We start from the raw sequence: 23,838 nt of genomic DNA on the forward strand, positions 1-23,838 counted from the left end.
CTGAGTTCCTAAACTCATAAAGTTTCTGCTTTAATTGACGACAGAAGTTATTGCTAATATAGCACAGTCAGAGAATTTGTCGATTGTGGAATAGCTGTAACTTGAATGTTTTCTTATCAAATAGTCTTAAGGCTTATTTAGCCGACCATCTTGTTTAATGGTAAGAGCTTTGACTATCAGCTTAGAATCTGTGGTCTGTTGGGCGAGACTAAATGGCATTCTACCATGAACCATAACGTCCTCTGAAAGTAATAATAAGTCACCTTTTTCCCAGTGATGACGGTAAGTGACATCCTTTAAATATTCATATAAAGCAAATACTTCATTTGCTGGGATGCCACGAAGTGAAGTGCCAGTATTAGAAAAGAAATAGTGACTCCAACAGCGTTTGCCAGTAGGGGCTGCTGTTTGTGCTGATAGCCCTAAATCTTTTTGGGTTGCTGCAATAAGTTCAGAGATGACACTGTCTCTTTCGGTAGGGTGTAAGCCAACTTTTTGGATGAATTCTACTATTTTATTAAACACATCTGCAGCATTACCAGTGACAGTGAATGCTTGGCGACTGATATAGCTATTATCTGAAGCATGAAAATATGCCACTCCATTATTGCGCGGGTGATCACGATGGATCATTTGAATTTTACTATCGCCGCTCACAATGCCCCATTGTTGATCATCTGTTTCCAATGGTGAAAAGTTTTTGAATAAAACAAAACCAGCTTTTCGAAATGTCTCAGCTTGAATACCAGAATCACGTAAAATAGTTTTCCAACTGTATTTTTGCCGTGGTAAGAGATCAATGCGAATCCCACCACGGCTTAAGCCTGGTGCTACTTCAGGATAAGTAGGAGTGAGAATCTTTTCTAACTGTGGTCTGTCAGATACCAGTACTATATTTATTCGAGGTGTGTTTCTTTGTTTGTCTATGCTCACACAATAATTGAATCTTATTATTTTCTCATATATATGCCTGCTATTCAAGATAAATTGGCCAGTATATTTATGAGTAGTTTCTCAGCTAATACTGTTCTGTTAGACTAATTTTGAGTATTCATGAGTATAATGAAAAAGATAGCGGTGATTGGTGGTGGCGCAGCTGGTATGATGGTTGTTGCTACATTGTTGGAAAATAATGCAAATGCTGATATACACCTTTTTGAAAAGAATCCTTCTTTAGGTAAAAAGGTAATTATTAGTGGCGGTGGACGTTGTAATGTTACTACCGGGATTAATGAAGCTCGTATATTAGAAAGAAAGTATATTCGTGGCTGGCAATTTTTGAAACCGTCATTAGCAAATTTTCCTCCCGAAAAGGTATATAACTGGTTTGAGAAACATGGTGTACCTTTAAAAAATGAAGCAGACAATCGTGTCTTTCCTCAATCTGATCAGGGAACAGATATTGTGGCGGTTTTTGAACGCATATTTGCTGCCCATAATGTTCATTTACATCTTAACCAATCTGTTCAGTCTATGACCCCTGAGGGTAATGCTGTGCGTATCAGATCATCTGCTTTAAATGAAATATTTGACTATGTGGTAATAACGACAGGAGGGAATGCCTATCGGCATACTGGCTCGACGGGTGATGGTTATGACTTTGCTAAAGCTTGTGGCCATAGCATTACGGCGCTAGGTCCTTCTTTGAATAGTTTTGAAGTGGCTGAAGAGTGGCCCAAGATGCTTACTGGTATTAGTTTTCCCTGGGCTCAATTGGTTACACTGGTAGATGGAGAAAAGATGGTGGCAAATGGCCCCTTCTTATTTACCCATTTTGGCATTTCTGGTCCGGTGACATTCGCTTTTTCAGCACATGTGGCTTTTTTACCGATACATAGAGAAACTCCATTACCAGTTTGTTTCTCTCCTGATGCTTCTGTGAATTTTGAGCAATGGAACAATCGATTACAAAAACTATTTGCGGAAAATGGTGCTAAGCAAGTGCATAGTATACTGAGCACATTTTTCCCTAAAAGATTTGTTGACGTGGTATTAAATCAGGCAATGATTTCTCATAGCAAACAAGTGGCCACGATTAGCAAAGATGAGCGGAAACTTTTAGCTTATTTATTTTCCGGGAGGCTTACCTTTTCTTTGATTGCGCGTAGGGCTGGCGATGAATTTGTTACTGCTGGGGGAGTAAATACTGATGAAATCGACCGTAAGAGCATGCAGTCAAAGATTATTTCGCAACTATACTTTGCTGGTGAAGTAATGAATATTGATGGAGTGACAGGAGGGTTCAATCTCCAAGTAGCTTGGGCTACAGGTCGAATGGCTGGAGAAAGTATTGCCAAAAGGTTGCAGAAAGGTGATGTGCTCTAATTGTTCTACAATTGTTACCCTTGGAAAAAACTCTCAATTAAGTGCCAAGCTTCTACAAAGCCCCAAATAGCGATTGCAATAAAAGCTAAACTGCCTAAAAAGGAAATAATCGGATTTTTAACCACTTTGATAGTAGTTTGAGGAGAGATAAAAAGGGCAATATTAAGCACCATGTGCCCCACGAATACTCCTGTAGCAAAGCCCACCACATTTACTACATTGAATAGGGGAATGTAACCAGCAAAATCATCAAGACCAAGAATAAAAGGAACACTAAAAGCTAAGACAAAAAGTGGCCAATACCCTGTTTTTTTCTGTTCTCTAATATTGGTGTGAGGAACAACTTTATTAAGCACTGGTGCGACAAAACGATTGAAACGGATTAAAACCTTTTCCAACCAATGTTCTATTCCCCCAAAATTGATCTTATACTTCCCTTCTTCGTCTTTGACATGCTCTAGACCTTCTTCAGCCAAGCGTAAGAGTACTAATCCTGCAATGATGATCATTGTCGCCATGAGTAATTTAACTTCCCGGAAAATATCCCATAACAATAGTATTACCAGGGTACCCAGGATATTGCCCAAAGCGGTACCTATTTCAATCATAATGCGATTTTTCCACCCGGGGTAATGAGCCATTAATCTACCGATAAAAATAGCAAAATCAATGGCTGTCTTGAGATAAATAGTAATGCCTACCAAGATATCTTGCCAACGGAGTAGGGGGACAATTTTTTCTTGGCCACCAATAAGGTAATTCATGAGATATATTTGTCCCGTCAGGATGCCGACACCGACAATACAAATAACTACGGTCAGCAATAAAGGAATAAATTGATCGGGGTAAAATGGAGATTTATTCATAAGACAAATTGAAAAACATTGCTCACAATACAAAAGAATAGTACCAAATGGAAGTTTTCCTGGCAGATGCTTTTTACATCATGAGCATGATACAATGATGATCAATTAAGCTGATAGCTATGAATATTCTCTCTTTGTTTAAAGGTTACATATTCCAAAAGCTAATAAAAAAAGTCCCTCTGGCAGCGCAAAAGAAGCCACTTCAATGGCTAGAAAGTGTACTCGGTGGCACTTTCCTGAGGATAGGCTCGCGACTTTAAAAGAGATTAAGGTATTGATTGGCCGTTTAGCTTTAGCAGTAATTATTCTGCTAATTGTCTTAATTGTTCTGATTATTACACTTATTATTATTCTTCTTCAGCGGTGAGTAAGTACTATCCGCGACAATGAAAGTATTTTGCAACAATGATCCAGGAAAAAGTATTGTGTATGTTGAAGAGGAGCGTATAGTTGCTAGGATACTTAATTTATTTTTATGCCACTGGTTACTATCAATTACTTAGCAGTTTTGGTGGCAGCGATAGCAGCGATGGTTATTGGCGCTGTGTGGTATTCACCGCTCTTGTTTGGTAAGCCTTGGATGAAGTTGATGGGATGGAGTGAGGCAAAAATGAAAGAAAAACCAGCCAGTGCAGGAAAGGCAATGGCCGGTATGGCCGTGTTTGCTTTAGTAATGGCCTATGTATTAGCCCATTTTGTAGATTACACTGCAGCTACTACTTGGGCACAGGGAGTCATTACTGCTTTTTGGTTATGGTTGGGTTTTGTCGTGACTACTATTTCCTCACAATCTCTTTTTGAGAATCGTCCTTGGGGGCTATTTTGGATTAGTGCTGCCTATTATCTAGTTTCATTAGCCGTAATGGCAGTTATCTTGGTTCTTTGGGTATAGGCTCTTAGCCAAAGAATATGGGCCCATGGGAGAGACACTCCTCTGGGCTTTTTTCTTATCTAAAGTTTTGTTAATTTGCTGACACTTCTAATTTTTTATGTACAAAAGTAACGTCAATACTCGTGTATCTTTGGTGATCAATGGTTTGGGCTGGATTGGAGTCATAGCAATTCTATTGGCTTACTTTTTGGTAAATGGGCATTATATAGAGATTGGTAATGCTCTTTATTTTGGTCTCAATTTTGGTGGTGCTATTGCCCTAATGATTGAAGCTTTTTATAAGACTGATTATCAACCAATGGTATTGAATTTCATTTGGGCTGGGATCGCTTTGGTTAGCATTATTTGATATGCATATTACGGTAATTAGTTTCGATGAGATAACTAGAAATCTTAGTCAGGCCTTCCATCTTACAGAAGAAGCCATTCAACTATTAAAACAATATAATCAAGATTTGGTTCTCGATTATTACGATTTATTACAAGAAGTGATTGATGAAAGTAGTATTTCTCGTTTAGCAAAAGCTGAAAAAATGTTCTTTTCTTTTTCCTCCTTTGCTGAGGTGCTGCCAAGCTCTATAACAAATATATTTGTTCAATTACACACACTAGCAATAGCTAAAAGTACCAGTGTCCCAGTGATATATTTAATATCTCATCAAGACTATCCCTATCTGCCCAATCTGGTCTCTTTACTAGAGCAAACATTTAATAGACCTGTAACCTTGCTCAAAAATAAGCGAGATTTAGCGAAGAATTTTCTTCCTTTGGAATACGAAACTAGCAGCAATAGCTAATGCTAATGCAATCCACAATTCAGGACCAGTTCTACTTACTGCTACACCAGAGGATTGAGTAATATCTTTACCTTGTAAGGTAGTGGTAGTAATTGCACCCTTATCATCTGTAACAGTAAGAGTAACAGTGTAATTACCTTCCTGGCTGTAGACGTGTGTGGGGTTTGCTTCTCCACTGGTCGTACCATCGCCGAAATTCCATAAGTAAGTAGCGATACGTCCATCACTATCTTTGGCCTCACTAAAGAATTTGACTGTCAACGGTGCTTTACCCACCTGAACATCAGCTCTTACTGAAACAGTAGGTGCTTGATTAGCAGCTGGTGGTGGTGTAACAACAGTGGCTGCTTTGACTTTGATAGTAGCTTGAGCACGATACTTGCTGGTGTTATTAAATTTATCAGTGACTTCAATATCAACAGGGTATAGACCAGCAGCTTGAGGAGCGATAAATTCACCACTGTATTTGCCAGCTTGGCCTGATACTGGGGCTAAACTAATGGCTCTTTGGTCAGCTGTTGCTTTGACACTATTGAGTTCAGGTTCAGTGGTTACCGAAATAGTGACTTTATTGGTGCCTTCTACTTCAAGCGGATTGACAATGACGCTTTGTAGTACGGGAGGAGCGCTATCAACGCGAACTTGTACAGCATCAGAATTTACTGTTTGCCCTTGAGCTGTGGTGATCTGTACTTTTATCGTATGAGTACCATCATTTAAGGTGTCAGTGGTGTAAGAATAGCGGCCATTGCGATCGCTATTTACTGTGCTCAGTAATCTTTCACCATCAAATATTGATACTTGAGTGTCAGGAGCTGTGCTACCAGTAATGTCTATTTGTCCTCTATTAACTGTGGAGTCATTAGTTGGAGTAATAATAGTAGGTTTTGCTGCTGTGGTATTTGTATTCTGTGGTTGATTTACAGTTCCTGCTGTAACAGTTACGGAAATCTCACCTTGTAGAGCTACGTTGGCAGCATCTTTTACGGTGATGGTATGTTGCCCTGCGCTCACAAGTGTTGCGCCCAAGCTAAATACTTTTTGACCACGATCCGCAGGAGTGAAGGTGTAAGGAGATGGCAAGCGAGCTTGAGGGTCGCTAGCAGTGAAGTTTATTGTTCCGGCATATGTATCTGCAGTAGCAATGCTGTTGTCTAAGGCGCGTACAGTGATTGAGAATGCTTTATTCGCTTCCAAGGTAATGGTGTCTGATTTGCCTTCAATGCTAAGTAAAAAAGAAGTAGCATTACCTGCGGCAATAGTGCTAAGAAATGGAATATTCCAAATCAAAATAGCTAGACTTAAACTGATGGTTCCTAATATTTTGAAATGTCGAGCCTTTCTTTTTTCTTGCTTCTGGGAGCGGAGAAGTTCTTGTCCGATAATCATAAATGAATGATGGTAAAAAGCGAAATCTTTGAGTTATCAAGGTATTTTACATCATTTCGGCCTCTTTTGCCAAGAGCTCATATCGTTTGGGGAACGATAAGCAAATATTTGAAAAAAAGAGGTTTCTATTATAAGGTTGGGGTTGATAAGCTTAGATATGAAGCAGCAGCAGGCTCTAAAGAATTCTATCTGCGAACAAAATAAGAACTTTTTACAAAGTTTCTATAATCATCGTCACCAGCGCCATTGAGAAGGTCGCTGATTTTTAAGTGTGTTTTATTGGCCTCCTATCTCAAGTGATTAGGGGCTTTTTTAAATTTAAAAACTTTTATGAAAACTGATTCAACTGTTAAACCAGGTATTTCTATTATAGAACCTCGCCCTGGGCAGGAATTGCGCTCTTGGTTTCCTAAGATAGTACCTATCTACAAAGCTGTTTTTGGTGATGAAATTTGGTGTGAAGGATATAAATGTTCACGTTGTGGCAGAAAGTATGCCTTTTCTGCCCCTAGTATTGCTAATGGTTTTTGTTGTGAAGTGAAATTACAAGAATATTATGCTGATGGTGATATTGTACGCATGCTTGAATCTTTATTGTTACGCAGATATCAATTACGTTTAGCCCTAGATTCGGCAGAAAGAGTAGTGGGATTTCAGTGGGGCTGGGTGGATAGTTTGTCTGGAATGAATGATAAGTTAGATTTATTTCCTGCCAAATTACTAGAATTAGAAGCTTCCTTGAAAGCTCAAGGGCTTTTTTCTACTACTATGTATTATTGGGCAGAAAGTGGGGTGATAAATGAATTTCGTAGACAAGGATTAGCTACCGCTATGTATGCCAGTATCCGTCAATCCTTGGTGCGACAAGGTGTTCGTAATAAGATTTTGCGCACTACTCGTTCTTCTCCTCAGTACCGTCTAAGCACTCAAATGGGTGATACCGAGGTATTTAATTATATGGATAATACCTTGGATCGGCGCACGTTTGACCAGCGCATATTGTTAGCGGGCGGTATTTAACTTTTTCTCTATGAATGAACCAATTATTATTCAATCTTCTCAAATAGGACCAAAGGTAGTGATCCTGGGTGGCGTCCATGGGAATGAAACTTGTGGGGTAAAGGTTTTGGACCAGTTGCAAAATCTTACTATTAATAAAGGCCAGTTGACGCTCATGTATGGTAATCCTATGGCTATTAAACAGAATGTTAGGTTTGTAGAACAAAATCTCAATAGAATGTTTGTTCCTGATCAAGACTTATCTATAACTATGCGGCAATCATATGAGTATCAAAGGTCACGAGAGATTCTTCCCTATTTGCAAGCCGCCGATTATCTATTAGATATTCATGCCAGCTTTACTCCAGGGAGCCTTCCTTTCATTATTTGTGAAAGTAATGGGGCGCTAATTGCTCAGCACTTTCCACACTTGATGCGATGCTATGGTTTTGCTGTGATTGAACCTGGTGGGACGGATGGATTTATGAATAACAATGGTAAAGTGGGGCTATGTGTCGAGTGTGGTTATTTGGCTGATGTTGCTACCAATGAGATTGGTTATGAAACTGCACGTAGTTTTTTAGCTGCTTTAGGGCTAATTGATAGAAAACTCACTGTTAATTCATTACAGCAGGTTTGGGATGCCTATTATCTTTATCACACAAAGACGAATAGTTTTCGTTTAACCAAGGAATTTACTGATTTCGAGGATGTTAAGCCTGGGCAAACTATTGGCTATGATGGCAATGAAGCAGTAAATGCCTTTCAAAATGAAAAAGTTCTCTTCGCTCGTAACCGAGATAAGATTGGTGATGAAGCTTTCATCTTGGTAAAAAAAGCTGTTTAATTCTTAGGTGTTATTGATAATGTGCAATTTCCCCTAGCTGTTTTCTCTGCTACATTACTCACGGTTTTGTTTTTTACTTTATACTTATGTATCAATGTACAAATTTGCCTAATGGTTTGCGTATCATTAGTGGGCATCTGCCCCAAACTGAAGTAGCTACTGTGTTAGTTTTGGTAGGAACTGGCTCTCGTTTTGAGACTAGAGATATCAATGGCGTGTCACATTTTTTGGAACATCTTTTCTTTAAGGGAGCAAAAAAGTATCCGGATACTCGAGCTGTCTCAGAAGCAGTAGATGGGGTGGGGGGGGAATTCAATGCTTTTACGGGCAAAGATTATACTGGCTATTATGTTCGTGCTGCTAAAGAACATGTTGGCTTAGCTTGTGATGTTATTTCCGACATGTTGCTTCACGCTACTTTCAAGGAAGAAGAAATTGAGCGGGAGCGTGGGGTAATTTTGGAAGAGATTAATATGTATGAAGATGATCCTCGATCCAAAGTGGCCGAAAGTTTTGAAGAACAATTGTTTGGCGATCAACCTCTGGGCTGGAATATTGCTGGTCCTAAGGATGTGATCAAACGGGTGAGTCGTGAGGAGATTATGAATTATCGCTCTAGAACATATGTACCTCAAAATATTGTTGTGGTTGTTACTGGCTCAATTGAGCATGCTCAAGTCGTAACATTGGTACAGAGATATTTTAGCTTTACCAATGATGGTCCAGTACCACAGCCCGAAGCATTTAAATCTCACAAAGCCAATCGAAAGTTAATTATTCATCGGAAAACTGAACAAGCGCACTTTTGGTTGGGGACACAAGCATATGATCGTTATCATAAAGATCGGTTTGCCTTGCGTGTGCTGCGTACCATTTTGGGTGGCGGCATGAGCTCAAGATTGTTTCTCTCCGTGAGAGAAAGACAAGGATTATGTTATTACATAGCTGCCAGCAGCGATGATTATGCGGACACTGGAAACTTTGCTGCTTTTGCTGGAGTTGATTTACTTCGGGTAAACCAAGCATTAAGAGCTGTAGAGAAAGAATTTGCCTTGATAAGTGAAGAAAAAGTAAATGAGGCAGAACTTCATAAAGCAAAATCCTATATTAAAGGGAAAATGGTTATGGGCTTGGAAGATTCTGAGAATGTTGCCAATATGCTCGCTCATCAACAGCTGTTTTATAATCGCTTCTTCACTCTTGATGAACAAAAAACATTGATTGACAGTGTGACTGCCGAAGATATTCAAAGAGTTTCCCAAGATTTGCTGAAACCAGAAAATCTTTCTTTAGCTCTCATTGGTCCTTTTGAAGATAAGGATATAGAGTTTTAATTCTGAATGCAGAATGCTGAATTCAGAATGGACATTGGGATGAAGGTTCTTGCATAAGCCATGATGTATATCTTTTTTAAGCTGGACTGAAGGGGGCACAGTCCCGTACTTCAATTCAGCATTCAGCACTCAGAATTCAGAATTCTTTCTGCTTTCTATAGAATAAAGCCAAGTATTTCTATATAATATATTGATATTCCCAATTCCTAATTCAGAATTTCGAATTCTACCCATGCCTCTACCAAACGATAGAAACGCGCAAAAACCGCTGGAACAAAAGCTGCAGGAAGTGAACCGTGCTTATAACGAAAAAGAGGCAATTGAGGCCGCCAAAAAGCTTGGAGTTTCTTATGTCGACGTTGCCAAACTGCCTATCAATGTAGATCTGCTTTACCTGCTTAGTGAACAAGAATGTCGCGATGGTAAATTGATACCATTTTTTCGAGTAGGCAAAAAGTTACGGGTTGCTCTTGTAGATTTCGATTACCCGAGAACAAAAGAATTACTTGAAAAACTTAAAGCTCAAGGGTATGCCCTGAATCTTAACATTGCTTCTGAGGCTAGTATATTGGAAGCAATCAAGGCATATCAGGTGGAGTTTTTTAAGCAAAAAAAGGTTACAGAAAATATCTATGATGAGCAGGATCTGGGCAATATGCTTCAAGAAATTCAAAACTTAGCAGCTTTAAAAGATCGCATTGCTAACTACTCAGGAGAAGAAAGCGTCAATGCGTTGCTAGTTGGTGCTATGCGTGCTGGCGCTTCCGATATTCATATTGAGCCTTACGAAAATACCACCAAGGTGCGATTTCGCATTGACGGTGTCTTACAAGATGTTTTTTCGGTGATGAGTACTCAAGCTCTACAAATGGTGAATCAATTCAAGCATATGGCCCATGTGAAGCTGAATATTAATAATAGGCCACAGGATGGCCGTTTCAGTTTTTATGTTAATCATGAGAAGGTAGATGTTCGTCTATCTAGTTTACCGACGATGTTTGGCGAAACTTTGGTGATGCGTTTACTTGCTAATAAACCGCAGGCCTTAGAGCTTACTGATCTTGGTTTGACTGGAAATGCTTTACGTTTGGTGCAAGCAGCAATTAATCGCCCAAACGGACTTATTTTAGCGACAGGACCTACTGGTAGTGGTAAGACTACTACTCTCTATGCTTTATTGCATTTAATTAACACCCCAGAAAAGAAAATTATCACCTTAGAAGATCCGGTTGAATATTATGTTGATGGTTTGGTCCAAAGCCAAATTAATCTGGAATTAGAGTATGACTTTGCCGCTGGTTTGCGAGCAATTTTACGTCAAGATCCTAATGCGATCATGGTAGGAGAAATTCGTGATCATGAAACTGCCGAGATAGCCTGTCAGGCATCTCTTACCGGTCATATTGTGCTTTCTACCCTCCATACTAATGATGCTGTGGGTACTATTCCACGTCTTATTAATATGGGATTGGCACCATTTGTTTTGGCTCCGGCATTAGATACTGTCGTGGCCCAGCGTTTGGTGCGCAGAATCTGTAATTTCTGTCGTGAAGCAATTACTTACAGCGCTGAAGAACTAAAATTACTAGAAGATTTAATTAAAGATATTGAAAAAGTGCAGGGGATAGTCATTGATCGACCGGAACAATTTGTTCATGGCAAGGGCTGTGAAAAGTGCAGCTATACAGGATTTCATGGCCAATTAGGCATCTTTGAAATCTTTACTGTAGATACTCCTATAGAAAAAATGATTTTGGAAACAAAATTATCAGGTGATATCTTCAATTATATTAGAACTACCCAAAAAATGCTTACCTTGCGTGAAGATGGTGCCTTGCGGGTAATTCAGGGGATAACAACTTTATCGGAAATACTACGAGTTACTTCAGATTTGGAGAAGTAAGGTAACCAATATTGAGATCGTTCCAGCTGAAATGTTTTCGTATTACTTGGCCCTTTTCGCCCAATAAAATAGGATTACCGCCATTCAAAGCAACAGCAATACCGCCGGCATTGCCGGCAATTAAATCAATATCTTTGCCGTTAATTGCTTCTTTGTCACCAGCTTTTAGTGTTTTTTGTAAACTTTCACCATCTGCTTTGATACTAATCCAGGTTGTATCATGAGCTGTGATTTCCATGGTTAAGCTATCTTTAGCTAAATGATCTGGTAATACGGCAGTGGTATCAGGTAAGGTTGCGTATACTAAGAGACTTTCACCAATTTTCTGACCATTATTACTGGTGGCTACAATAGCAATATGATTTTCACCATTATTTAAGTTGATCGGTACATTAAAATTGCCTTCACCATCAGTACTGACAGTTTTGCCGTTTAATTCAATCTTGCTACCATTACTAGTTCTTCCTTTCACCAAAATGTTGGGATTGTTGATACTCACTCCATTGGCTGGTTCAAATATGATTAAATTGGGAGGAGATGAAACATTGAAAAATTGTTGAGTAATATAAAATACTACCAAACCGAGGGTAGCTGCGGCTAAACCCAAGAACATTCTCTTGCCTGTAACTGGGTGGGCATGAGATAGAATTTGTTTTTCTTCCGATGCAATTAATGAATGATGCTTTGAGAAGTACTCTTTTTCAGTTTTAAGTTGTTGTACCACGCTTCTTTCATTGGCCCCAAGGTAACGAGCATAACTCTTGACTATTGGTAACAAATAAATATCAGCAGGTAACCGGTCAAAATCTCTTTGCTCCAAGGCATTAATATATTCTGGTCGAATACCAGTATCCCTTTCAATCTCAGCCAAAGTAATACCGAACTGCGTTCTTCTAGTGTGTAAATAATCGCCAATAAATTGAGAATCTAAATTCATAGGGGGACATACTAAGTCAAATCTCTCCAATTAGCGTACAGTTGCTCCAGAAGCAGTGGTGGAAGGACTTTCAAGCGCACTATACCCTTTGCTTTCGATATCAGCAATATGCCAACTTTCTTGGTTCCTGACTAACTTCACAATAAAAGTCTGATCGTGATTGGTTATTTGAACTTGAGCACTGCCGTTACTAGTGTCGCTTTGTAAGACAATCATGGCACTTTCCTTTGACCAATTTTTGTGCCACGGGGCCTTTTTATTCTCTCTCCTTATGGTACTAAAAAGGATATCTTCAAGTGACAAAGCTGCCGATGGGGTAAATGCGGCTACTGTAATTTGGGGGACACCATCACTGTTGTTGTTTTCTAACTTTCCCGTAATTGTTCCTTCTTGGTCAATCAGATCAGCTAGGGCCACTTCACTACTTTGAATGTATGCAAGTAAAGTTTCATTATCAGTATTTACTAAAAGAAAAGGGGCTTGGTTGGTCAACCGAGATGGATTTTCAATAATTGTACCTTGCCAAGCAATCGCCTGATTCACAGGTAAAGTATTACTTTTACCACAACCACTTAATGGCAGTAGCAGGATGCCAAGCAATGCGATTTTTTTTAGTACCATCAAGAGAAATTAGGTAAAAATATTCTACTGTGAGCACAGGAAAAGTACAATTTGAATATTGCTCAAGAGACTAGCAGGTAAGATCAGGGTAATACATACTAGCCTTATTATCGTGCTGCGTGATAGAATATTAAGAACACCAAAATACAATGACATTCCCCAGAAGGTGGTTATATAGCTTTTGTGCGATCATCGTGACTATTCAACTATTAGCTTTTGTTCCCACAGTATTGGCTAATCAATTGCCTCAGATTAGTCCCATTGGGGAAAAACATGTTTATAGTGGGGAAAGGGTGCATATTAGAGCTTCTGCGAGTGATGGGGATGGACAATCTCTAGCTTTTCATTGGGAGCAGACCACAGGACCTGCCTTGGAGCGGCTACGAGGTATTAACACCGATACCCTTATTTTTACTGCCCCGGATGTAGCTACTTTGACGCAATTGGATTTTCTGTTAGCAGTAAGTGATGGTGTCGCTACTAGTGAACAAATAGTAACTGTGATGGTCCAGGAACAATTAGAAAAGAAGCCTTTGGCCCATGCAGGGATTGACCAGTCTGTTAGCAGTAATCAAATAGTGACATTGAATGGTTCCAGCTCAAGTGATCAGGACAGCATAGCCCTAACTTTCTTTTGGCAACAACTGTCTGGTCCTGAGGTGCACTTTTCTCCTACTCATGCACAAACGACTTTCATTGCGCCACATGTTAGTGAAGCTAGCGAACTGCGTTTTCAGCTAACAGTAAATGATGGTAAGAATGAGGCAGGTGATGAGGTTGTAGTCCATGTTTTACCGGAGAGCATTGTTCCTCTGACTACAGTAGCGCCACCAATACCTTCCGCGCCTACCTCACCTATAGCAATCTCCACTCCTCAAATTGTACCGGCATTGCTATTTATTGATGCTCCTGTCACTGTTCGCGTAGGCGAAAAAGTTCCTTTAAAGTCATCTTTCATTGATCCTGAAGCTAATTACTTCTGGCGTGTCGCTAACCATCCATTAGTGGTGAATGATCTGTATGAAGCGGAAACAAGTCTCACTATCCCTTCTGATTTCATTTCTGGTCATGAAATTATTCTAGAATTGGTAGTTACCAATAAAACCGACACTATCCGCAAACAGCATACAATGCTGGTAATAGGAGATACTGCGAGCAAGGAAACAGCAATTATTAAGCAAGCAAAGACAGCTGGAGGAAATGTGTCTTCAGTGGGTGTGTCTTTGCCATCATCAATATCTGCTGAGCCTGCTGCTTTGGCTGTTGATCCAGTTGGTCAGCAGGTCGAAGTGTCGTCAAACAACAATAGTAGCCAAGCATCTTTAGTGCAGAAACCGAATATGTTTGAGCCCAAAATGATGATTACTGTTATACTGGTCCTAGTGGGAATGCTCTGTGTCAGTTTCGCCTTATTATTTCGCCGTAAAGAACCGGCGAAGAGTCTAGTAACTTCCTCTCATACTTTCCTTTATGATCGACGAAAATAACACATCGCTCTCTCCTGAAACCGAGGAGGTGAATGTAACTAATGAAGCTGCAGAGCACCAAGAAGAGGGCTTGTTTGCCTGGGAAGGTCAAGAGAGAACTTGGTTATTGGCTGGTGCCTCTTGGTACTTCTATGGTGCTATCGTGGCAGTTTTATTATTGTTTTATGCTTTACTGACTCAAGCTTGGACTATGGCAGTGTTAATTTCTCTCCTGGCTGGAATCATTTTTTTATATTCTCAAGAACAGGCTCCCAAAGTAGAGGTGGTGATTAGCAGTAAGGGGATTTATATTGCTGAAGAATTTTATTCTTTTTCATTGATCAAGAGTGCCTGGTTCTCAGTCGATCATAAGGGACATTATCTTGTTTTTTCTTTGCTCAACAATCCTCGGGCAAGAATAAGTATTAGTTTCCAATCAGAAGAGCAGGCTGCCTTAGAAGTCATTTTAAGAGAATTTGTCGTCATAGATGAATTCCATCAAGATACCTGGTGGGAGCGAATAGAAAAGATGTTCTAATACTGCTGAATTCAGGATTATATTGACTTCATTTCGCCTTTCCCGTACATTTCCCTCGCTTTTGTTTTTGTTATGTCTCGCAAGCCAATCACTTTTTATAAAATCACTCGGAGTGGACCAAAGAGCAATAAAAAGCCTGAGAATGCTTTGAAGTCTCATGCTAAGTTGCAGACACGCATCGCTGTGGAAGGAAAAACCAAATGGCTAATAAATGCTTTGGAATTCAATACCCGCAAGCTTAAGAAATATGGTCTCTTAAACAAGCTCCCTAGTACTAAGTAAGCGAAGGGAGCAGTTAGGGGTGGAAGAATATTTGTCCTCCATGGGGTTTCGGATAGTTCAATGTGTCAATGACTTTTCCTGTGATCAGCAAGAGCTTGATTGTGTTTGGACTATTGGGTAGAGATAATCCTAAATCCTTAGTGGGGAGTGTCTTGGTGTTTTGACCATAAATAGTAAAGTCAGGAAGTTCATAAATTTGTTCAGCTATTTGCAGCTGATAATCTTTTAAATTGATACTAGTATTTTGCTTATTAGTGATTTTGATCCACTCACTATCCTTATCATTGCCAATAGCATTGGGAAGAATACTTGTGATATACACACTACCAATTTCTGGTTCAACAATAGCTGGTAAGTCAGCACAAGTAGTAGGTGGTGAAGAAGTGTAGTAAATGGTGCTCAATGTTCCTATTGTGCCCACTAAGGCACCGATTATCAATAATAATTTCATAGATTTTTCCGGATCATAATAGGAATCAATATGAAATGTTTGTTTTGACAAAGTGTGGGAATGAGAATATCTCAATAGTAGTAGCAATGAATTATGAAAACGAACTTAGCTTTTGTCTGTACAGAGTGTAATTATCAGACTAAAAAATGGCAGGGGAGATGCTCAGGCTGCGGAGCCTGGAATTCTTTAGTAGAAACGATGTCTACTTTTGAATCGCCAACATTTGATCAAAGTATTGTGGTCGAGCCTGTTTCTTTGCTAAGTATTGATTTAAGTGAACAGCAATTACAGCCAGTGGTACATATTCCCTTGCAGGAAGTGGAATGTGTTATTGGTAAGGCATTATTGCCTGGTAGCTTGGTATTAATGGGTGGTGAGCCTGGTATTGGTAAATCAACTCTAGTTCTACAGTTTGCTCTTTACTTAGGAGCGAATCAGAAAATGCTCTATATCTCAGGAGAAGAGAGCTTGGGGCAATTACGTTTGCGAGCTGAGAGATTAGGTATTACTCAACAGATAGATTGTTTGATGCTTGCTGATGTAGATCTAATTGCTGATTACCTACAGCGTATCAATAAAGGGGATATGAGTATTGTGGTAATCGATTCCTTACATACTTTGTATTCAAGCCGTCGCACTGGTGGGCTTGGGGGGATAGCTCAGATTAAATATGCTATTGATGTACTGCGGCGCATTGCCAAAGAGAAAAATATTTTGCTGCTAATTATTGGTCATATTACCAAAGAAGGCGATATTGCCGGACCAAAAACTTTAGAACATATGGTGGATGCAGTTTTCTATTTGGAGGGAGAGCGAGATACTACTATCCGCTTTCTTCGTTCCGTGAAAAATCGTTATGATGCAGTAAATACTCTTGGTGTTATAGAAATGACGGAACGAGGTTTTAAAGATGTAAAAGATCCGGGGAGTATTTTTTGGAGTAAGGGAGAGCTTGATATTGGTAGTTCTTTGGGCATGGTGAAGCAAGGGAAAAGAGTGTTTGTTTGTGAAGTACAGGCCTTAGTAGTAGCAACAGACTTTGGTTATCCTAGGCGTACCAGTTTAGGTATTGATCTCAATCGTTTACATCTCATTTTGGCAGTATTGCAGAGACATTTGAATCTCAAATTCAACACCCAAGATGTTTATGTTAAGCTCAAGGGCGGCCTAGCCGTTTCCGATCCACATCTAGATGCTGCTTTGGCTATGGCTTTGGTTTCTGCTTATAAAAAGGAAGCTTTACCTAGTCAACAAGTATTTGTTGGCGAAATTGAGCTGAATGGTAAAATAGTGCTTCATGATAAAGCTTTTCCAGACGAGGCGAAAAAACGGGCTTTAAATCTGGCAACTATCCAAAGTTTACAACAATTTCCTGGGATGAAGTAAGTGCCGCACTTTATTCCACTTGATACATTACTTGTCTGATTATTTTTTGGCCGTTTTGATCGTAGCCACTGACAGAAAGTATGTAGGATCCTGCTCGGGTAGGTAATTGACAGTTAGCTGGAAGCAATTGGTTGTTTAATGTTATTTCCAGTCTACTCATATGACTGGTGATTATTTCACAAGGAATTGATTCATGGCTATCAGGAATCTCAGGATCAAGCTGGAAAATATCATGATTAGCTGGTTTTACGATAGTGATCCCTGTTTGCAAACTGGTGGTAGTAGTGAACTTCTTTTGCCAAGCATTCAACTCTGTTGGTAAGTGTAAACCATCTGCTTGATACCAGGTGTCAAAACTTTGTGGTGCCGTGTGGGGAACAAATAATTCTTCTACAGTATGTTGGCAATACTTAGTGGGCAATTGGCCTGAGGGAATACAGATGGTGTGGGTCTCAATACTGGGGTCTAAAGTAAATGCAGATGTAGTCGTGTGAGGTAGGTCACGCATAATTCTTTGAAAAATGGACCCAGCACCAGTAATGCCACTTACTCCGTGCATTGGAGCACCGTCAGCATTGCCACTCCACACTCCTACGGTATATTGTTTAGAAAAGCCTGCTGTCCAATTATCGTTGAAGTTTCGACTAGTGCCAGTTTTTGCCGCTACCGGAAAGTCAAAAGTTAAGTTGTTGTATTCATCAAAGGCTGGTTCGCGAGCTTTATTGTCACTGAGCACATTAATAATCAGTGAGGCTGCCGCTTTTAATTGGTTGTTTGTTGCGCCTGTTTTGATGAGATCTGAGGGGAATGAAACTTCTTGCCCATCGATAATTACTTGTTGCATTGTTTGGAGTTCTTGGTATCTGCCTAGATTGGCCAATGTGTAATAAGCATTGGCCAATTCAAATAGACTAACTTCACCGCTGCCTAAAGCCAAGGAGAGCCCGTAATGATCATCAGATTCTTTTAGACTACTGATTCCTACTGCTTCTAATAGCTTCTTTGCCTTGCTTATACCAACGAATTCCAAAGCTTTCACAGCAGGAACATTGTAAGAGTTGGCTAATGCCTGACGTAAAGTTACTGGTCCGTGGAATTCTAAATCATAATTCAGCGGTGTATAGGGAGTATTAGTGCTAGTTAAAAAACGACTAGGAATATCATAAATGATGGTACCAGCTCCCCATCCTTCAAGGATACTGGCTAAGTAGATAAATGGTTTAAGGGCTGAGCCGGGTTGGCGCGGAGCTTGAACCATATCTACTTTCCCTTCATGGTCATGATCGAAGTAATTGGGACTACCAACATAGCTAAGTACTTCACCATTACTATTATTTATTACTATACTAGCGGCATTGTGAATGTTTTTTTCGGTTAACTTTGTTAACTCTTCTTGAATTGCACTTTTATTGTGGAAATAAAGTTTACTATCTAATGTCGTAAGTACATCTACTTTTTTATTGTGCCAAAAGTCCTGTCCCCATTTCTCTTCCAAATTACTTAAAACGAAATAAACAAAGTGCGGAGCAATAATACTATTCTCTTCAGAGAACTGAGGTGTGGGGCTGCGGAGGATACTATCTTTTTCGGTATTAGAAATAAGGCTCTTTTTAGCTAGCAGTTCAGCAATGTGCTGTTTCCTCCGGGTGATCTTGGTAGCTGTCAAATCACTGGGGTTCTTGATTATTGCTGCCAGTAAAATTGCTTGATGCCAATCTAAATCTGTTGGTGCTAAGGAAAAGTATTGTTGAGCTGCTTTACTTAAGCCAATAATACGGTTTCCATAGGAAGTAGTGGTTAAATAATAGGCTAAGATATTTTGTTTGCTTTGATTGGCGTGCAAAAAGTAAGCCAGTAAAATGTCTGCAGCTTTGTGCTTAAAGGTTCGTGGGCGATTTATTCCTAGTATGCTTCGGCTGGTCTGTTGAGTAATAGTACTAGCACCAGAGACTTCAGAAGAGTTGCTAACTCGTTCGTATACGGCTCTGGCAAGGGCAAGAATGTCTATGCCGTTATGACTAAAAAAACGTTGATCTTCAGTGATTAAGAGACTTGATAGTGCTCGTGATGCCAACTGGGGCTGATCCTTGGTATTGCCTATAGTCCATTGGGCCAATACTTGATGATGGCGATCGTAGATAGTTAACTGGCTAATTGTATTAGTATTTTTGATATTGCTGAATGCACTGACCACAAAAGCTGTAATCATAAGGATGAAGTAGGGCCACAATATATTTTTCTTCTTCATGAAGATGTTTGTAAGGGATGTATACTACGGGGTATAATAAAAGAGTAAATACTACTTTGAAACAAAATAATCATAAATATCATGTCGCAAAAATCAAAACTAGTTAGTGCCTATGAAATGCTTCGTTCAGCAGAAAATGCTATTGTTGCTGCCAAGGAAATATTGGCTTCTTTAGAGGATATTGGCACTGGCGGAAGTGGTACTTCTTTAGCTCCTGGTGATTTGGCTGAGCCTCGTATGGAAGGAAATGTGAAAATAGTGGAAGGAGTCTTTGATGGGCAAAATATGTTAGGTCAAGATCAGCGTATTTATCCAGTCCCTGCTAACTATGCTAGTAAGTCCAAGCTTATCCCTGGCGATCATCTTAAACTCACTATTGCCGAAAATGGGGCATTCAAATACAAGCAAATTGGTCCTATTCCTCGGCGAGAAGTTGTTGGTATTGTGACTTACAATGATGGCCAATATCAAATTATGGCTGAAAATAAACTTTATAAAGTATTATTGGCGAGCATCACCTATTATAAAGCCGAGGTGGGGAGTTCGGTAACAATTATTATTCCCCAAGAAGGTGATTCTGAGTGGTGTGCCATAGAACATTTGCTGCCTAGCTAAAGGACAGCACCTTTTCAGTATTTTTGCGGTAACAAGAAACGAATTTGAAATGGGGCTTGAGTAAAGATCAAGGGTGTATCCGCATCAAGTAATTCACCATCAACCTGAAGCGTAAGGTGATCGGGTTTTTGAATCACAAAGTGTTTGCCTGGAATATGGCTGACACCTTCACTCTGAGTCAAAATTCTGCTCTGCTTTAGCTTTCTCGCTTCTCGAGGACTTAAGCTGTTATCAATGGTAACTAAATCTAATAAGCGATCCTGCGTAGAGAAGAGGATTTTTTGTGGCAACTGAAAAAAGTAGCCTGCATTTACTATTTCTACGTCGTACGCTGCTACATTCACTGTGTATTTTTTTTCAATCATAATAGTCGTATTGTATATCGTCTGAGGTTTATAAAAAGTTGTGATGTTTTTTAGCCAGGAATTTTTCTTGATTCGTTGAGAATGTTTATCTCTCAGATCAATAATATTATTGACACAAAGACCTAATCCTGCCGAACTTAAAAAAAGATAATTATTTACTTTGCCGACATCAACGGCGATCGATCTAGGAACTGAAGCATATTGCTCTAGCAGATTTTGCCAAGGATATTGATCACAACCAAGACTCTGGGCGAAAAGATTATTCGCTCCTATTGGTACTATGCCGATGGTAATCGGTGCATCCAAGATGCCGTTAATAATTTCAAATACTGTGCCATCTCCGCCGACACATAAAAAGTGGGAATAGCCTTTTTTTAGTCCTAGTCTTGCTAAATGACCAGCATCACCTGGACTAATGGTCTTTACCATTTCACCCTCAATACCGAGGCGATCGAAAGTAAGTTTCAATTTGCTTTCGATTTGAGCAAGCTTACCTTTCCCAGCTACCGGATTTAGGATGGCGTAATAACGCATGAGACATTTTACTCAGAAGCCAACTCTTTTTTCTCTCGAGCTAGCGGTCGGCGAGTAGGTGCAGGAGCCTCATTGTCTGAATTTGACTCGTGTCCCATAGTACAGCGACCATTTAAGATCCCGCCTTTGGTAATTATCAATTTACCTCGAACTGTGATATCACCAGTAATTTTGCCAGAAGTGCCAATTTCCAAATCTTCTTTGACACTAACATTTCCTTCAATAGTACCATTTACTGTTAGCTTTTGAGTATCTACTTCGCCTTTAATCAAGGCGCCGATGCCCACTGTGAGACTACCGCCGATTTTTATGGTGCCTTTTTCCAAGGTACCATCAAATATCACATTACTATCACTAGCTAAGGTGCCAGTAATTTTCATTTGTTTACCAATAGTAGTGACATGTTGTTGTGTCTCACGTTCGTTTGATTGAAACATACTGCAATAGGATTAAAAGATAAAAGAGTATTTGTAAAAATAACTGTAGTAACTGATTAACAAGATATGGCCAAGAATGAAGTTTATCAAGAAAATGAATGCCGTTTTCACTAGTGCTGGACTCTTAACTACTAAATACTGATATAATTCGAGACCAATTTTGCGTGGCGTAAGCAATGCTTTTATTGGGTGAAGATGGCTATCTTCTGAGCCACTGGCGTGTTCATATATGGTTATTTTAGGGATCAAAGCAATAATGCTTTGAATAATACTGCTGATTGGTCCAGTCAGAATAGCGCCAATTACTCTACTTTGTGGGTGCTTGGGGAGTAATTTGTGCCACAAATTTAGGCTGTAATATGCAGTTATTCCCCAAAGGATTAGTGCCAATAATAATGCCCATAGAGGAATAAGTGGTGCCTTTTGGGCCACCTGTTGGATCATAAGGTAGTATGTCAGTGTTGCCATTTCTGCTCTAGTAAGGGCTCGATTGGGCTCAAAAAGAGGAAGATTGTTCGGCCATAACCTATGCTCTACTAAATAGCGGGCATAGGGAAAGAACCAATGATCTTCCTTAACGTCACTAAATGTAGCCTCCTTAGTGTCTGGTACTTGAATTTGAAATGCATTGAATAGTACTTTGACTACTTCAGCACGGGAAATAGATTGATCAGGACGAAAGGTATTGTCATCATAACCCCTGACTAGTTTTTCGCTAATAGCAAAGGAAATAAATGGCTTACCCCAATGTTCTGATGGAATGTCGGTAAATGATAGTACAGACGTTTCTGTTGGGATTTGTCGCTTACTCCCCAAGAGTGCAATTTTTAATGCTTCAGCTCGAGTTACTTGTCGATCTGGCAAGAATTGATTGTTTTCGTAACCTTTGATGACATTTTGTTCCACTAAATACTGCACGGCTGGATAAGCAGAATTGATTGGTGGCAAATCAACAAATTGAGTACTAGCAAAGGCCAGAGTAATAAACCACATAATAATTAGTAAGCAGGGGCAGTATAGCAAAATCATTTCGCTATAAGCTAGCATTAAGAAATGAGAATGTGATAGAATATAAAGAGTAACAAAAAAACCAATGGACACACCAATGTCACCTAATTCTACTCCACTTGAGGAGCATGATATGCCTAAATCAACTAATGAACCTGTATCAGCAAGTAGCTCTTTGATTCATAAAGAACATGTACAGAAGTCACATCCTGCCTACTTTTTGTGGTTATTGGTATTAATCATTTTAGGCGCATGCGGTTTTATGGGATATATGCTCTATACTCAACAAATGGCTCTTGATAGTTATCGTAATGGACTGACGGCCTATCAGGACAGTATGCGCCAATGGACCGACCAGGTAAACACTTTGCAATCAGTAGTGCAAGATTTGCGCACCAAAGCTACACAGACACCTACTGCAGTACCCACAGTACCTGCAAATACAGCCTCTTCCAGTCCCAATGCATTATCTTCTGTTTTTCCTAGTTCATTAGGACAGCTCTTTGCTAGTCCGATTGCCAATAATTCGTCAGCCCGCCCTAGCTCAACACCTCAAGGAGAGTTAGGTGGTGAAGATGGGTCTGACTTGTATAGTCCGGACCAAGGTGATGATGAATATGCTAATAGTGATTCACTATCTGGTGGCAGATTAAGCGCTGAAGATGAACGTGGCATGTTAGAAACTTATCTGGCGGAAATAAAACAAGGTCAGCATAAAACGAGCCAACCGGATGGCTTATCTGTGTTTAAGAATCGTCAGGTGAGTGCTGATGGTCAAACAACCTATGATATTTTTAGAAGCACCAATGATGAAGAGCTGTTTTTTATTTACATTAGAAAAACGGGGACAGCTACCGGTCGTGAAGGGTGGTATGGGCCATTTTCTTCATTTCCTGGTTCATAGTCATTATAGCCAATTCAGTAGCAAAACGATAAGATGGTAGTAAGAAAAAGTTTACTATCATCTTTTTGTGTCAAAAGCATTTAATCCTCAAGATTTTTATTTTAGAAGAGCAAAAGAACAAGGCTTTCGTGCCCGTTCAGCCTTTAAGTTGGAGGAATTACAAAAACGTTTTCGTCTGCTGAAACCTGGCCAAAATGTGGTTGATGTTGGCTGTGCTCCAGGTAGTTTTTTACAATATGCCGCCACCATTGTTGGTCCAGAAGGGAAATTAGTAGGATTTGATATTAAGTCAGTGGCCAATCTTGGCAGAGCAAATATTGTCACCTATGTCGCAGATGTTTTGCAAGATGATTTAATCTCCTTGATCAAAAAAAGTTTCTCTATTGCCGATATTATTGTTAGCGACATTGCTCCTAATACTTCAGGGATAAAAGATGTTGATCATGGCCGCTCTATTCAATTAAATAGGGCAATTATTGCTATTGCTTCTACAGTTTTACGTAATGGTGGCAATGTTGTTTTGAAAGTTTTTGACGGTCGAGAATTTCCTGTTTTTCTCAAAGAATTAGAGACTATGTATGAGCTGGTGAAAGTAGTTAAACCCGAGGCATCGCGTGATCGAAGCAGAGAAGTATATGTAGTATGTATGAGGAAGAAAAATCTAGAAACTAAGAGCTAAATTAGGTAGAGATTT

The 23,838-nt window shown here is 39.6% G+C and carries 25 protein-coding genes; 15 read left to right on the top strand and 10 right to left on the bottom strand.

Features of this window, described 5'->3' with window-relative positions; translation table 11 throughout:
- Window positions 1-126: 126 nt before the first annotated feature.
- Entirely contained in the window at window positions 127-933 is an 807-nt protein-coding gene (locus HY817_05820) for a TauD/TfdA family dioxygenase (protein MBI4836743.1), read from the bottom strand.
- Window positions 934-1,062: 129 nt separating this feature from the next.
- Here HY817_05820 and HY817_05825 point away from each other — a divergent pair, with 129 nt between their 5' ends.
- Window positions 1,063-2,325, top strand: a complete 1,263-nt coding sequence (locus HY817_05825) for an aminoacetone oxidase family FAD-binding enzyme (protein MBI4836744.1) — start codon at window positions 1,063-1,065, stop codon at window positions 2,323-2,325.
- Between the two features lie 14 nt (window positions 2,326-2,339).
- Here HY817_05825 and HY817_05830 read toward each other — a convergent pair whose 3' ends face one another.
- The gene (locus HY817_05830; GenBank protein ID MBI4836745.1) at window positions 2,340-3,191 is read right to left on the bottom strand and encodes a hypothetical protein; all 852 of its coding nucleotides are present in this window, start codon (window positions 3,189-3,191) and stop codon (window positions 2,340-2,342) included.
- Between the two features lie 475 nt (window positions 3,192-3,666).
- Here HY817_05830 and HY817_05835 point away from each other — a divergent pair, with 475 nt between their 5' ends.
- The 3 genes from HY817_05835 to HY817_05845 all read left to right on the top strand — a co-directional run bounded on the left by HY817_05835 (window position 3,667) and on the right by HY817_05845 (window position 4,880).
- Window positions 3,667-4,083, top strand: coding sequence for a DUF1761 domain-containing protein (locus HY817_05835; GenBank protein MBI4836746.1), 417 nt, complete (start codon window positions 3,667-3,669; stop codon window positions 4,081-4,083).
- Between the two features lie 97 nt (window positions 4,084-4,180).
- On the top strand, window positions 4,181-4,432 hold the full coding sequence (locus HY817_05840; GenBank protein MBI4836747.1) for a hypothetical protein: 252 nt from the start codon (window positions 4,181-4,183) through the stop codon (window positions 4,430-4,432).
- Between the two features lies 1 nt (window position 4,433).
- Complete coding sequence (locus tag HY817_05845; GenBank protein MBI4836748.1) at window positions 4,434-4,880, top strand: hypothetical protein; 447 nt, start codon at window positions 4,434-4,436, stop codon at window positions 4,878-4,880.
- Here the strand turns inward: HY817_05845 and HY817_05850 are convergent.
- Window positions 4,830-5,675, bottom strand: coding sequence for a PKD domain-containing protein (locus HY817_05850; protein ID MBI4836749.1), 846 nt, complete (start codon window positions 5,673-5,675; stop codon window positions 4,830-4,832). The genes HY817_05845 and HY817_05850 overlap by 51 nt on opposite strands.
- A gap of 924 nt (window positions 5,676-6,599) precedes the next feature.
- Between HY817_05850 and HY817_05855 the strand changes: the two genes are divergently transcribed.
- From HY817_05855 to HY817_05870, 4 genes are all read left to right on the top strand, one after another.
- The gene (locus tag HY817_05855) at window positions 6,600-7,289 is read left to right on the top strand and encodes a hypothetical protein (protein ID MBI4836750.1); all 690 of its coding nucleotides are present in this window, start codon (window positions 6,600-6,602) and stop codon (window positions 7,287-7,289) included.
- Window positions 7,290-7,299: 10 nt separating this feature from the next.
- Window positions 7,300-8,115 carry a succinylglutamate desuccinylase/aspartoacylase family protein gene (locus HY817_05860; protein ID MBI4836751.1) on the top strand — a complete coding sequence of 272 codons (816 nt, stop codon included), beginning with the start codon at window positions 7,300-7,302 and terminating at the stop codon, window positions 8,113-8,115.
- 86 nt (window positions 8,116-8,201) lie between these two features.
- A complete protein-coding gene (locus tag HY817_05865) occupies window positions 8,202-9,449 on the top strand; it encodes an insulinase family protein (protein MBI4836752.1) in 1,248 nt (415 codons plus the stop codon).
- A 232-nt stretch (window positions 9,450-9,681) separates the two neighbouring features.
- Window positions 9,682-11,352 (top strand): type II/IV secretion system protein, encoded by a 1,671-nt coding sequence (locus HY817_05870; protein MBI4836753.1) that lies wholly within the window; start codon window positions 9,682-9,684, stop codon window positions 11,350-11,352.
- Here the strand turns inward: HY817_05870 and HY817_05875 are convergent.
- Window positions 11,330-12,289: a DUF4115 domain-containing protein gene (locus HY817_05875; GenBank protein MBI4836754.1), complete on the bottom strand. Its 960-nt coding sequence runs from the start codon at window positions 12,287-12,289 to the stop codon at window positions 11,330-11,332. The genes HY817_05870 and HY817_05875 overlap by 23 nt on opposite strands.
- A gap of 30 nt (window positions 12,290-12,319) precedes the next feature.
- Window positions 12,320-12,910, bottom strand: a complete 591-nt coding sequence (locus HY817_05880) for a hypothetical protein (protein MBI4836755.1) — start codon at window positions 12,908-12,910, stop codon at window positions 12,320-12,322.
- A gap of 149 nt (window positions 12,911-13,059) precedes the next feature.
- Here HY817_05880 and HY817_05885 point away from each other — a divergent pair, with 149 nt between their 5' ends.
- From HY817_05885 to HY817_05895, 3 genes are all read left to right on the top strand, one after another.
- Window positions 13,060-14,397, top strand: coding sequence for a hypothetical protein (locus HY817_05885; protein ID MBI4836756.1), 1,338 nt, complete (start codon window positions 13,060-13,062; stop codon window positions 14,395-14,397).
- Window positions 14,381-14,914 (top strand): hypothetical protein, encoded by a 534-nt coding sequence (locus HY817_05890; GenBank protein ID MBI4836757.1) that lies wholly within the window; start codon window positions 14,381-14,383, stop codon window positions 14,912-14,914. The genes HY817_05885 and HY817_05890 overlap by 17 nt, the downstream gene beginning before the upstream one ends.
- A 72-nt stretch (window positions 14,915-14,986) precedes the next feature.
- The gene (locus tag HY817_05895; protein ID MBI4836758.1) at window positions 14,987-15,196 is read left to right on the top strand and encodes a hypothetical protein; all 210 of its coding nucleotides are present in this window, start codon (window positions 14,987-14,989) and stop codon (window positions 15,194-15,196) included.
- Between the two features lie 13 nt (window positions 15,197-15,209).
- Here the strand turns inward: HY817_05895 and HY817_05900 are convergent, their stop codons facing one another.
- Complete coding sequence (locus HY817_05900) at window positions 15,210-15,647, bottom strand: lamin tail domain-containing protein (GenBank protein MBI4836759.1); 438 nt, start codon at window positions 15,645-15,647, stop codon at window positions 15,210-15,212.
- 93 nt (window positions 15,648-15,740) lie between these two features.
- On the opposite strand from HY817_05900, the gene radA reads away from it, so the two are divergent.
- Window positions 15,741-17,033, top strand: coding sequence for a DNA repair protein RadA (radA, locus tag HY817_05905; GenBank protein MBI4836760.1), 1,293 nt, complete (start codon window positions 15,741-15,743; stop codon window positions 17,031-17,033).
- 10 nt (window positions 17,034-17,043) lie between these two features.
- On the opposite strand, the gene HY817_05910 is transcribed toward radA, so the two are convergent.
- A complete protein-coding gene (locus tag HY817_05910) occupies window positions 17,044-19,242 on the bottom strand; it encodes a transglycosylase domain-containing protein (GenBank protein MBI4836761.1) in 2,199 nt (732 codons plus the stop codon).
- A gap of 120 nt (window positions 19,243-19,362) precedes the next feature.
- On the opposite strand from HY817_05910, the gene HY817_05915 reads away from it, so the two are divergent.
- Window positions 19,363-19,896 carry a hypothetical protein gene (locus tag HY817_05915; GenBank protein ID MBI4836762.1) on the top strand — a complete coding sequence of 178 codons (534 nt, stop codon included), beginning with the start codon at window positions 19,363-19,365 and terminating at the stop codon, window positions 19,894-19,896.
- 14 nt (window positions 19,897-19,910) lie between these two features.
- Here HY817_05915 and HY817_05920 read toward each other — a convergent pair whose 3' ends face one another.
- Genes HY817_05920 through HY817_05930 form a run of 3 tightly spaced genes read right to left on the bottom strand, consistent with a single transcriptional unit; the run spans window position 19,911 to window position 22,225 of the window.
- Window positions 19,911-20,795: a hypothetical protein gene (locus tag HY817_05920; GenBank protein MBI4836763.1), complete on the bottom strand. Its 885-nt coding sequence runs from the start codon at window positions 20,793-20,795 to the stop codon at window positions 19,911-19,913.
- Window positions 20,796-20,803: 8 nt separating this feature from the next.
- Window positions 20,804-21,232, bottom strand: a complete 429-nt coding sequence (locus tag HY817_05925) for a polymer-forming cytoskeletal protein (protein ID MBI4836764.1) — start codon at window positions 21,230-21,232, stop codon at window positions 20,804-20,806.
- A 12-nt stretch (window positions 21,233-21,244) separates the two neighbouring features.
- Window positions 21,245-22,225, bottom strand: a complete 981-nt coding sequence (locus HY817_05930) for an S-layer homology domain-containing protein (protein ID MBI4836765.1) — start codon at window positions 22,223-22,225, stop codon at window positions 21,245-21,247.
- A 100-nt stretch (window positions 22,226-22,325) separates the two neighbouring features.
- Between HY817_05930 and HY817_05935 the strand changes: the two genes are divergently transcribed.
- Window positions 22,326-23,144 (top strand): hypothetical protein, encoded by an 819-nt coding sequence (locus HY817_05935; GenBank protein MBI4836766.1) that lies wholly within the window; start codon window positions 22,326-22,328, stop codon window positions 23,142-23,144.
- A 67-nt stretch (window positions 23,145-23,211) separates the two neighbouring features.
- Window positions 23,212-23,823 (top strand): RlmE family RNA methyltransferase, encoded by a 612-nt coding sequence (locus HY817_05940; GenBank protein ID MBI4836767.1) that lies wholly within the window; start codon window positions 23,212-23,214, stop codon window positions 23,821-23,823.
- Window positions 23,824-23,838 lie beyond the last annotated feature (15 nt).

The sequence above is a fragment of the Candidatus Abawacabacteria bacterium genome (assembly GCA_016207805.1).
In the GTDB taxonomy this organism is placed as follows: domain Bacteria; phylum Patescibacteriota; class Gracilibacteria; order RBG-16-42-10; family RBG-16-42-10; genus JACQZO01.

Excerpts from the sequence above, each read along its gene's own strand:
- HY817_05825 (MBI4836744.1), top strand. The coding sequence starts at position 1,063 with ATGAAAAAGATAGCGGTGATTGGTGGTGGCGCAGCTGGTATGATGGTT.
- HY817_05830 (MBI4836745.1), bottom strand. The coding sequence starts at position 3,191 with ATGAATAAATCTCCATTTTACCCCGATCAATTTATTCCTTTATTGCTG.
- HY817_05835 (MBI4836746.1), top strand. The coding sequence starts at position 3,667 with ATGCCACTGGTTACTATCAATTACTTAGCAGTTTTGGTGGCAGCGATA.
- HY817_05840 (MBI4836747.1), top strand. The coding sequence starts at position 4,181 with ATGTACAAAAGTAACGTCAATACTCGTGTATCTTTGGTGATCAATGGT.
- HY817_05845 (MBI4836748.1), top strand. The coding sequence starts at position 4,434 with ATGCATATTACGGTAATTAGTTTCGATGAGATAACTAGAAATCTTAGT.
- HY817_05855 (MBI4836750.1), top strand. The coding sequence starts at position 6,600 with ATGAAAACTGATTCAACTGTTAAACCAGGTATTTCTATTATAGAACCT.
- HY817_05860 (MBI4836751.1), top strand. The coding sequence starts at position 7,300 with ATGAATGAACCAATTATTATTCAATCTTCTCAAATAGGACCAAAGGTA.
- HY817_05865 (MBI4836752.1), top strand. The coding sequence starts at position 8,202 with ATGTATCAATGTACAAATTTGCCTAATGGTTTGCGTATCATTAGTGGG.
- HY817_05870 (MBI4836753.1), top strand. The coding sequence starts at position 9,682 with ATGCCTCTACCAAACGATAGAAACGCGCAAAAACCGCTGGAACAAAAG.
- HY817_05875 (MBI4836754.1), bottom strand. The coding sequence starts at position 12,289 with ATGAATTTAGATTCTCAATTTATTGGCGATTATTTACACACTAGAAGA.
- HY817_05880 (MBI4836755.1), bottom strand. The coding sequence starts at position 12,910 with ATGGTACTAAAAAAAATCGCATTGCTTGGCATCCTGCTACTGCCATTA.
- HY817_05885 (MBI4836756.1), top strand. The coding sequence starts at position 13,060 with ATGACATTCCCCAGAAGGTGGTTATATAGCTTTTGTGCGATCATCGTG.
- HY817_05890 (MBI4836757.1), top strand. The coding sequence starts at position 14,381 with ATGATCGACGAAAATAACACATCGCTCTCTCCTGAAACCGAGGAGGTG.
- HY817_05895 (MBI4836758.1), top strand. The coding sequence starts at position 14,987 with ATGTCTCGCAAGCCAATCACTTTTTATAAAATCACTCGGAGTGGACCA.
- HY817_05900 (MBI4836759.1), bottom strand. The coding sequence starts at position 15,647 with ATGAAATTATTATTGATAATCGGTGCCTTAGTGGGCACAATAGGAACA.
- radA (MBI4836760.1), top strand. The coding sequence starts at position 15,741 with ATGAAAACGAACTTAGCTTTTGTCTGTACAGAGTGTAATTATCAGACT.
- HY817_05910 (MBI4836761.1), bottom strand. The coding sequence starts at position 19,242 with ATGATTACAGCTTTTGTGGTCAGTGCATTCAGCAATATCAAAAATACT.
- HY817_05915 (MBI4836762.1), top strand. The coding sequence starts at position 19,363 with ATGTCGCAAAAATCAAAACTAGTTAGTGCCTATGAAATGCTTCGTTCA.
- HY817_05920 (MBI4836763.1), bottom strand. The coding sequence starts at position 20,795 with ATGCGTTATTACGCCATCCTAAATCCGGTAGCTGGGAAAGGTAAGCTT.
- HY817_05925 (MBI4836764.1), bottom strand. The coding sequence starts at position 21,232 with ATGTTTCAATCAAACGAACGTGAGACACAACAACATGTCACTACTATT.
- HY817_05930 (MBI4836765.1), bottom strand. The coding sequence starts at position 22,225 with ATGTGGTTTATTACTCTGGCCTTTGCTAGTACTCAATTTGTTGATTTG.
- HY817_05935 (MBI4836766.1), top strand. The coding sequence starts at position 22,326 with ATGGACACACCAATGTCACCTAATTCTACTCCACTTGAGGAGCATGAT.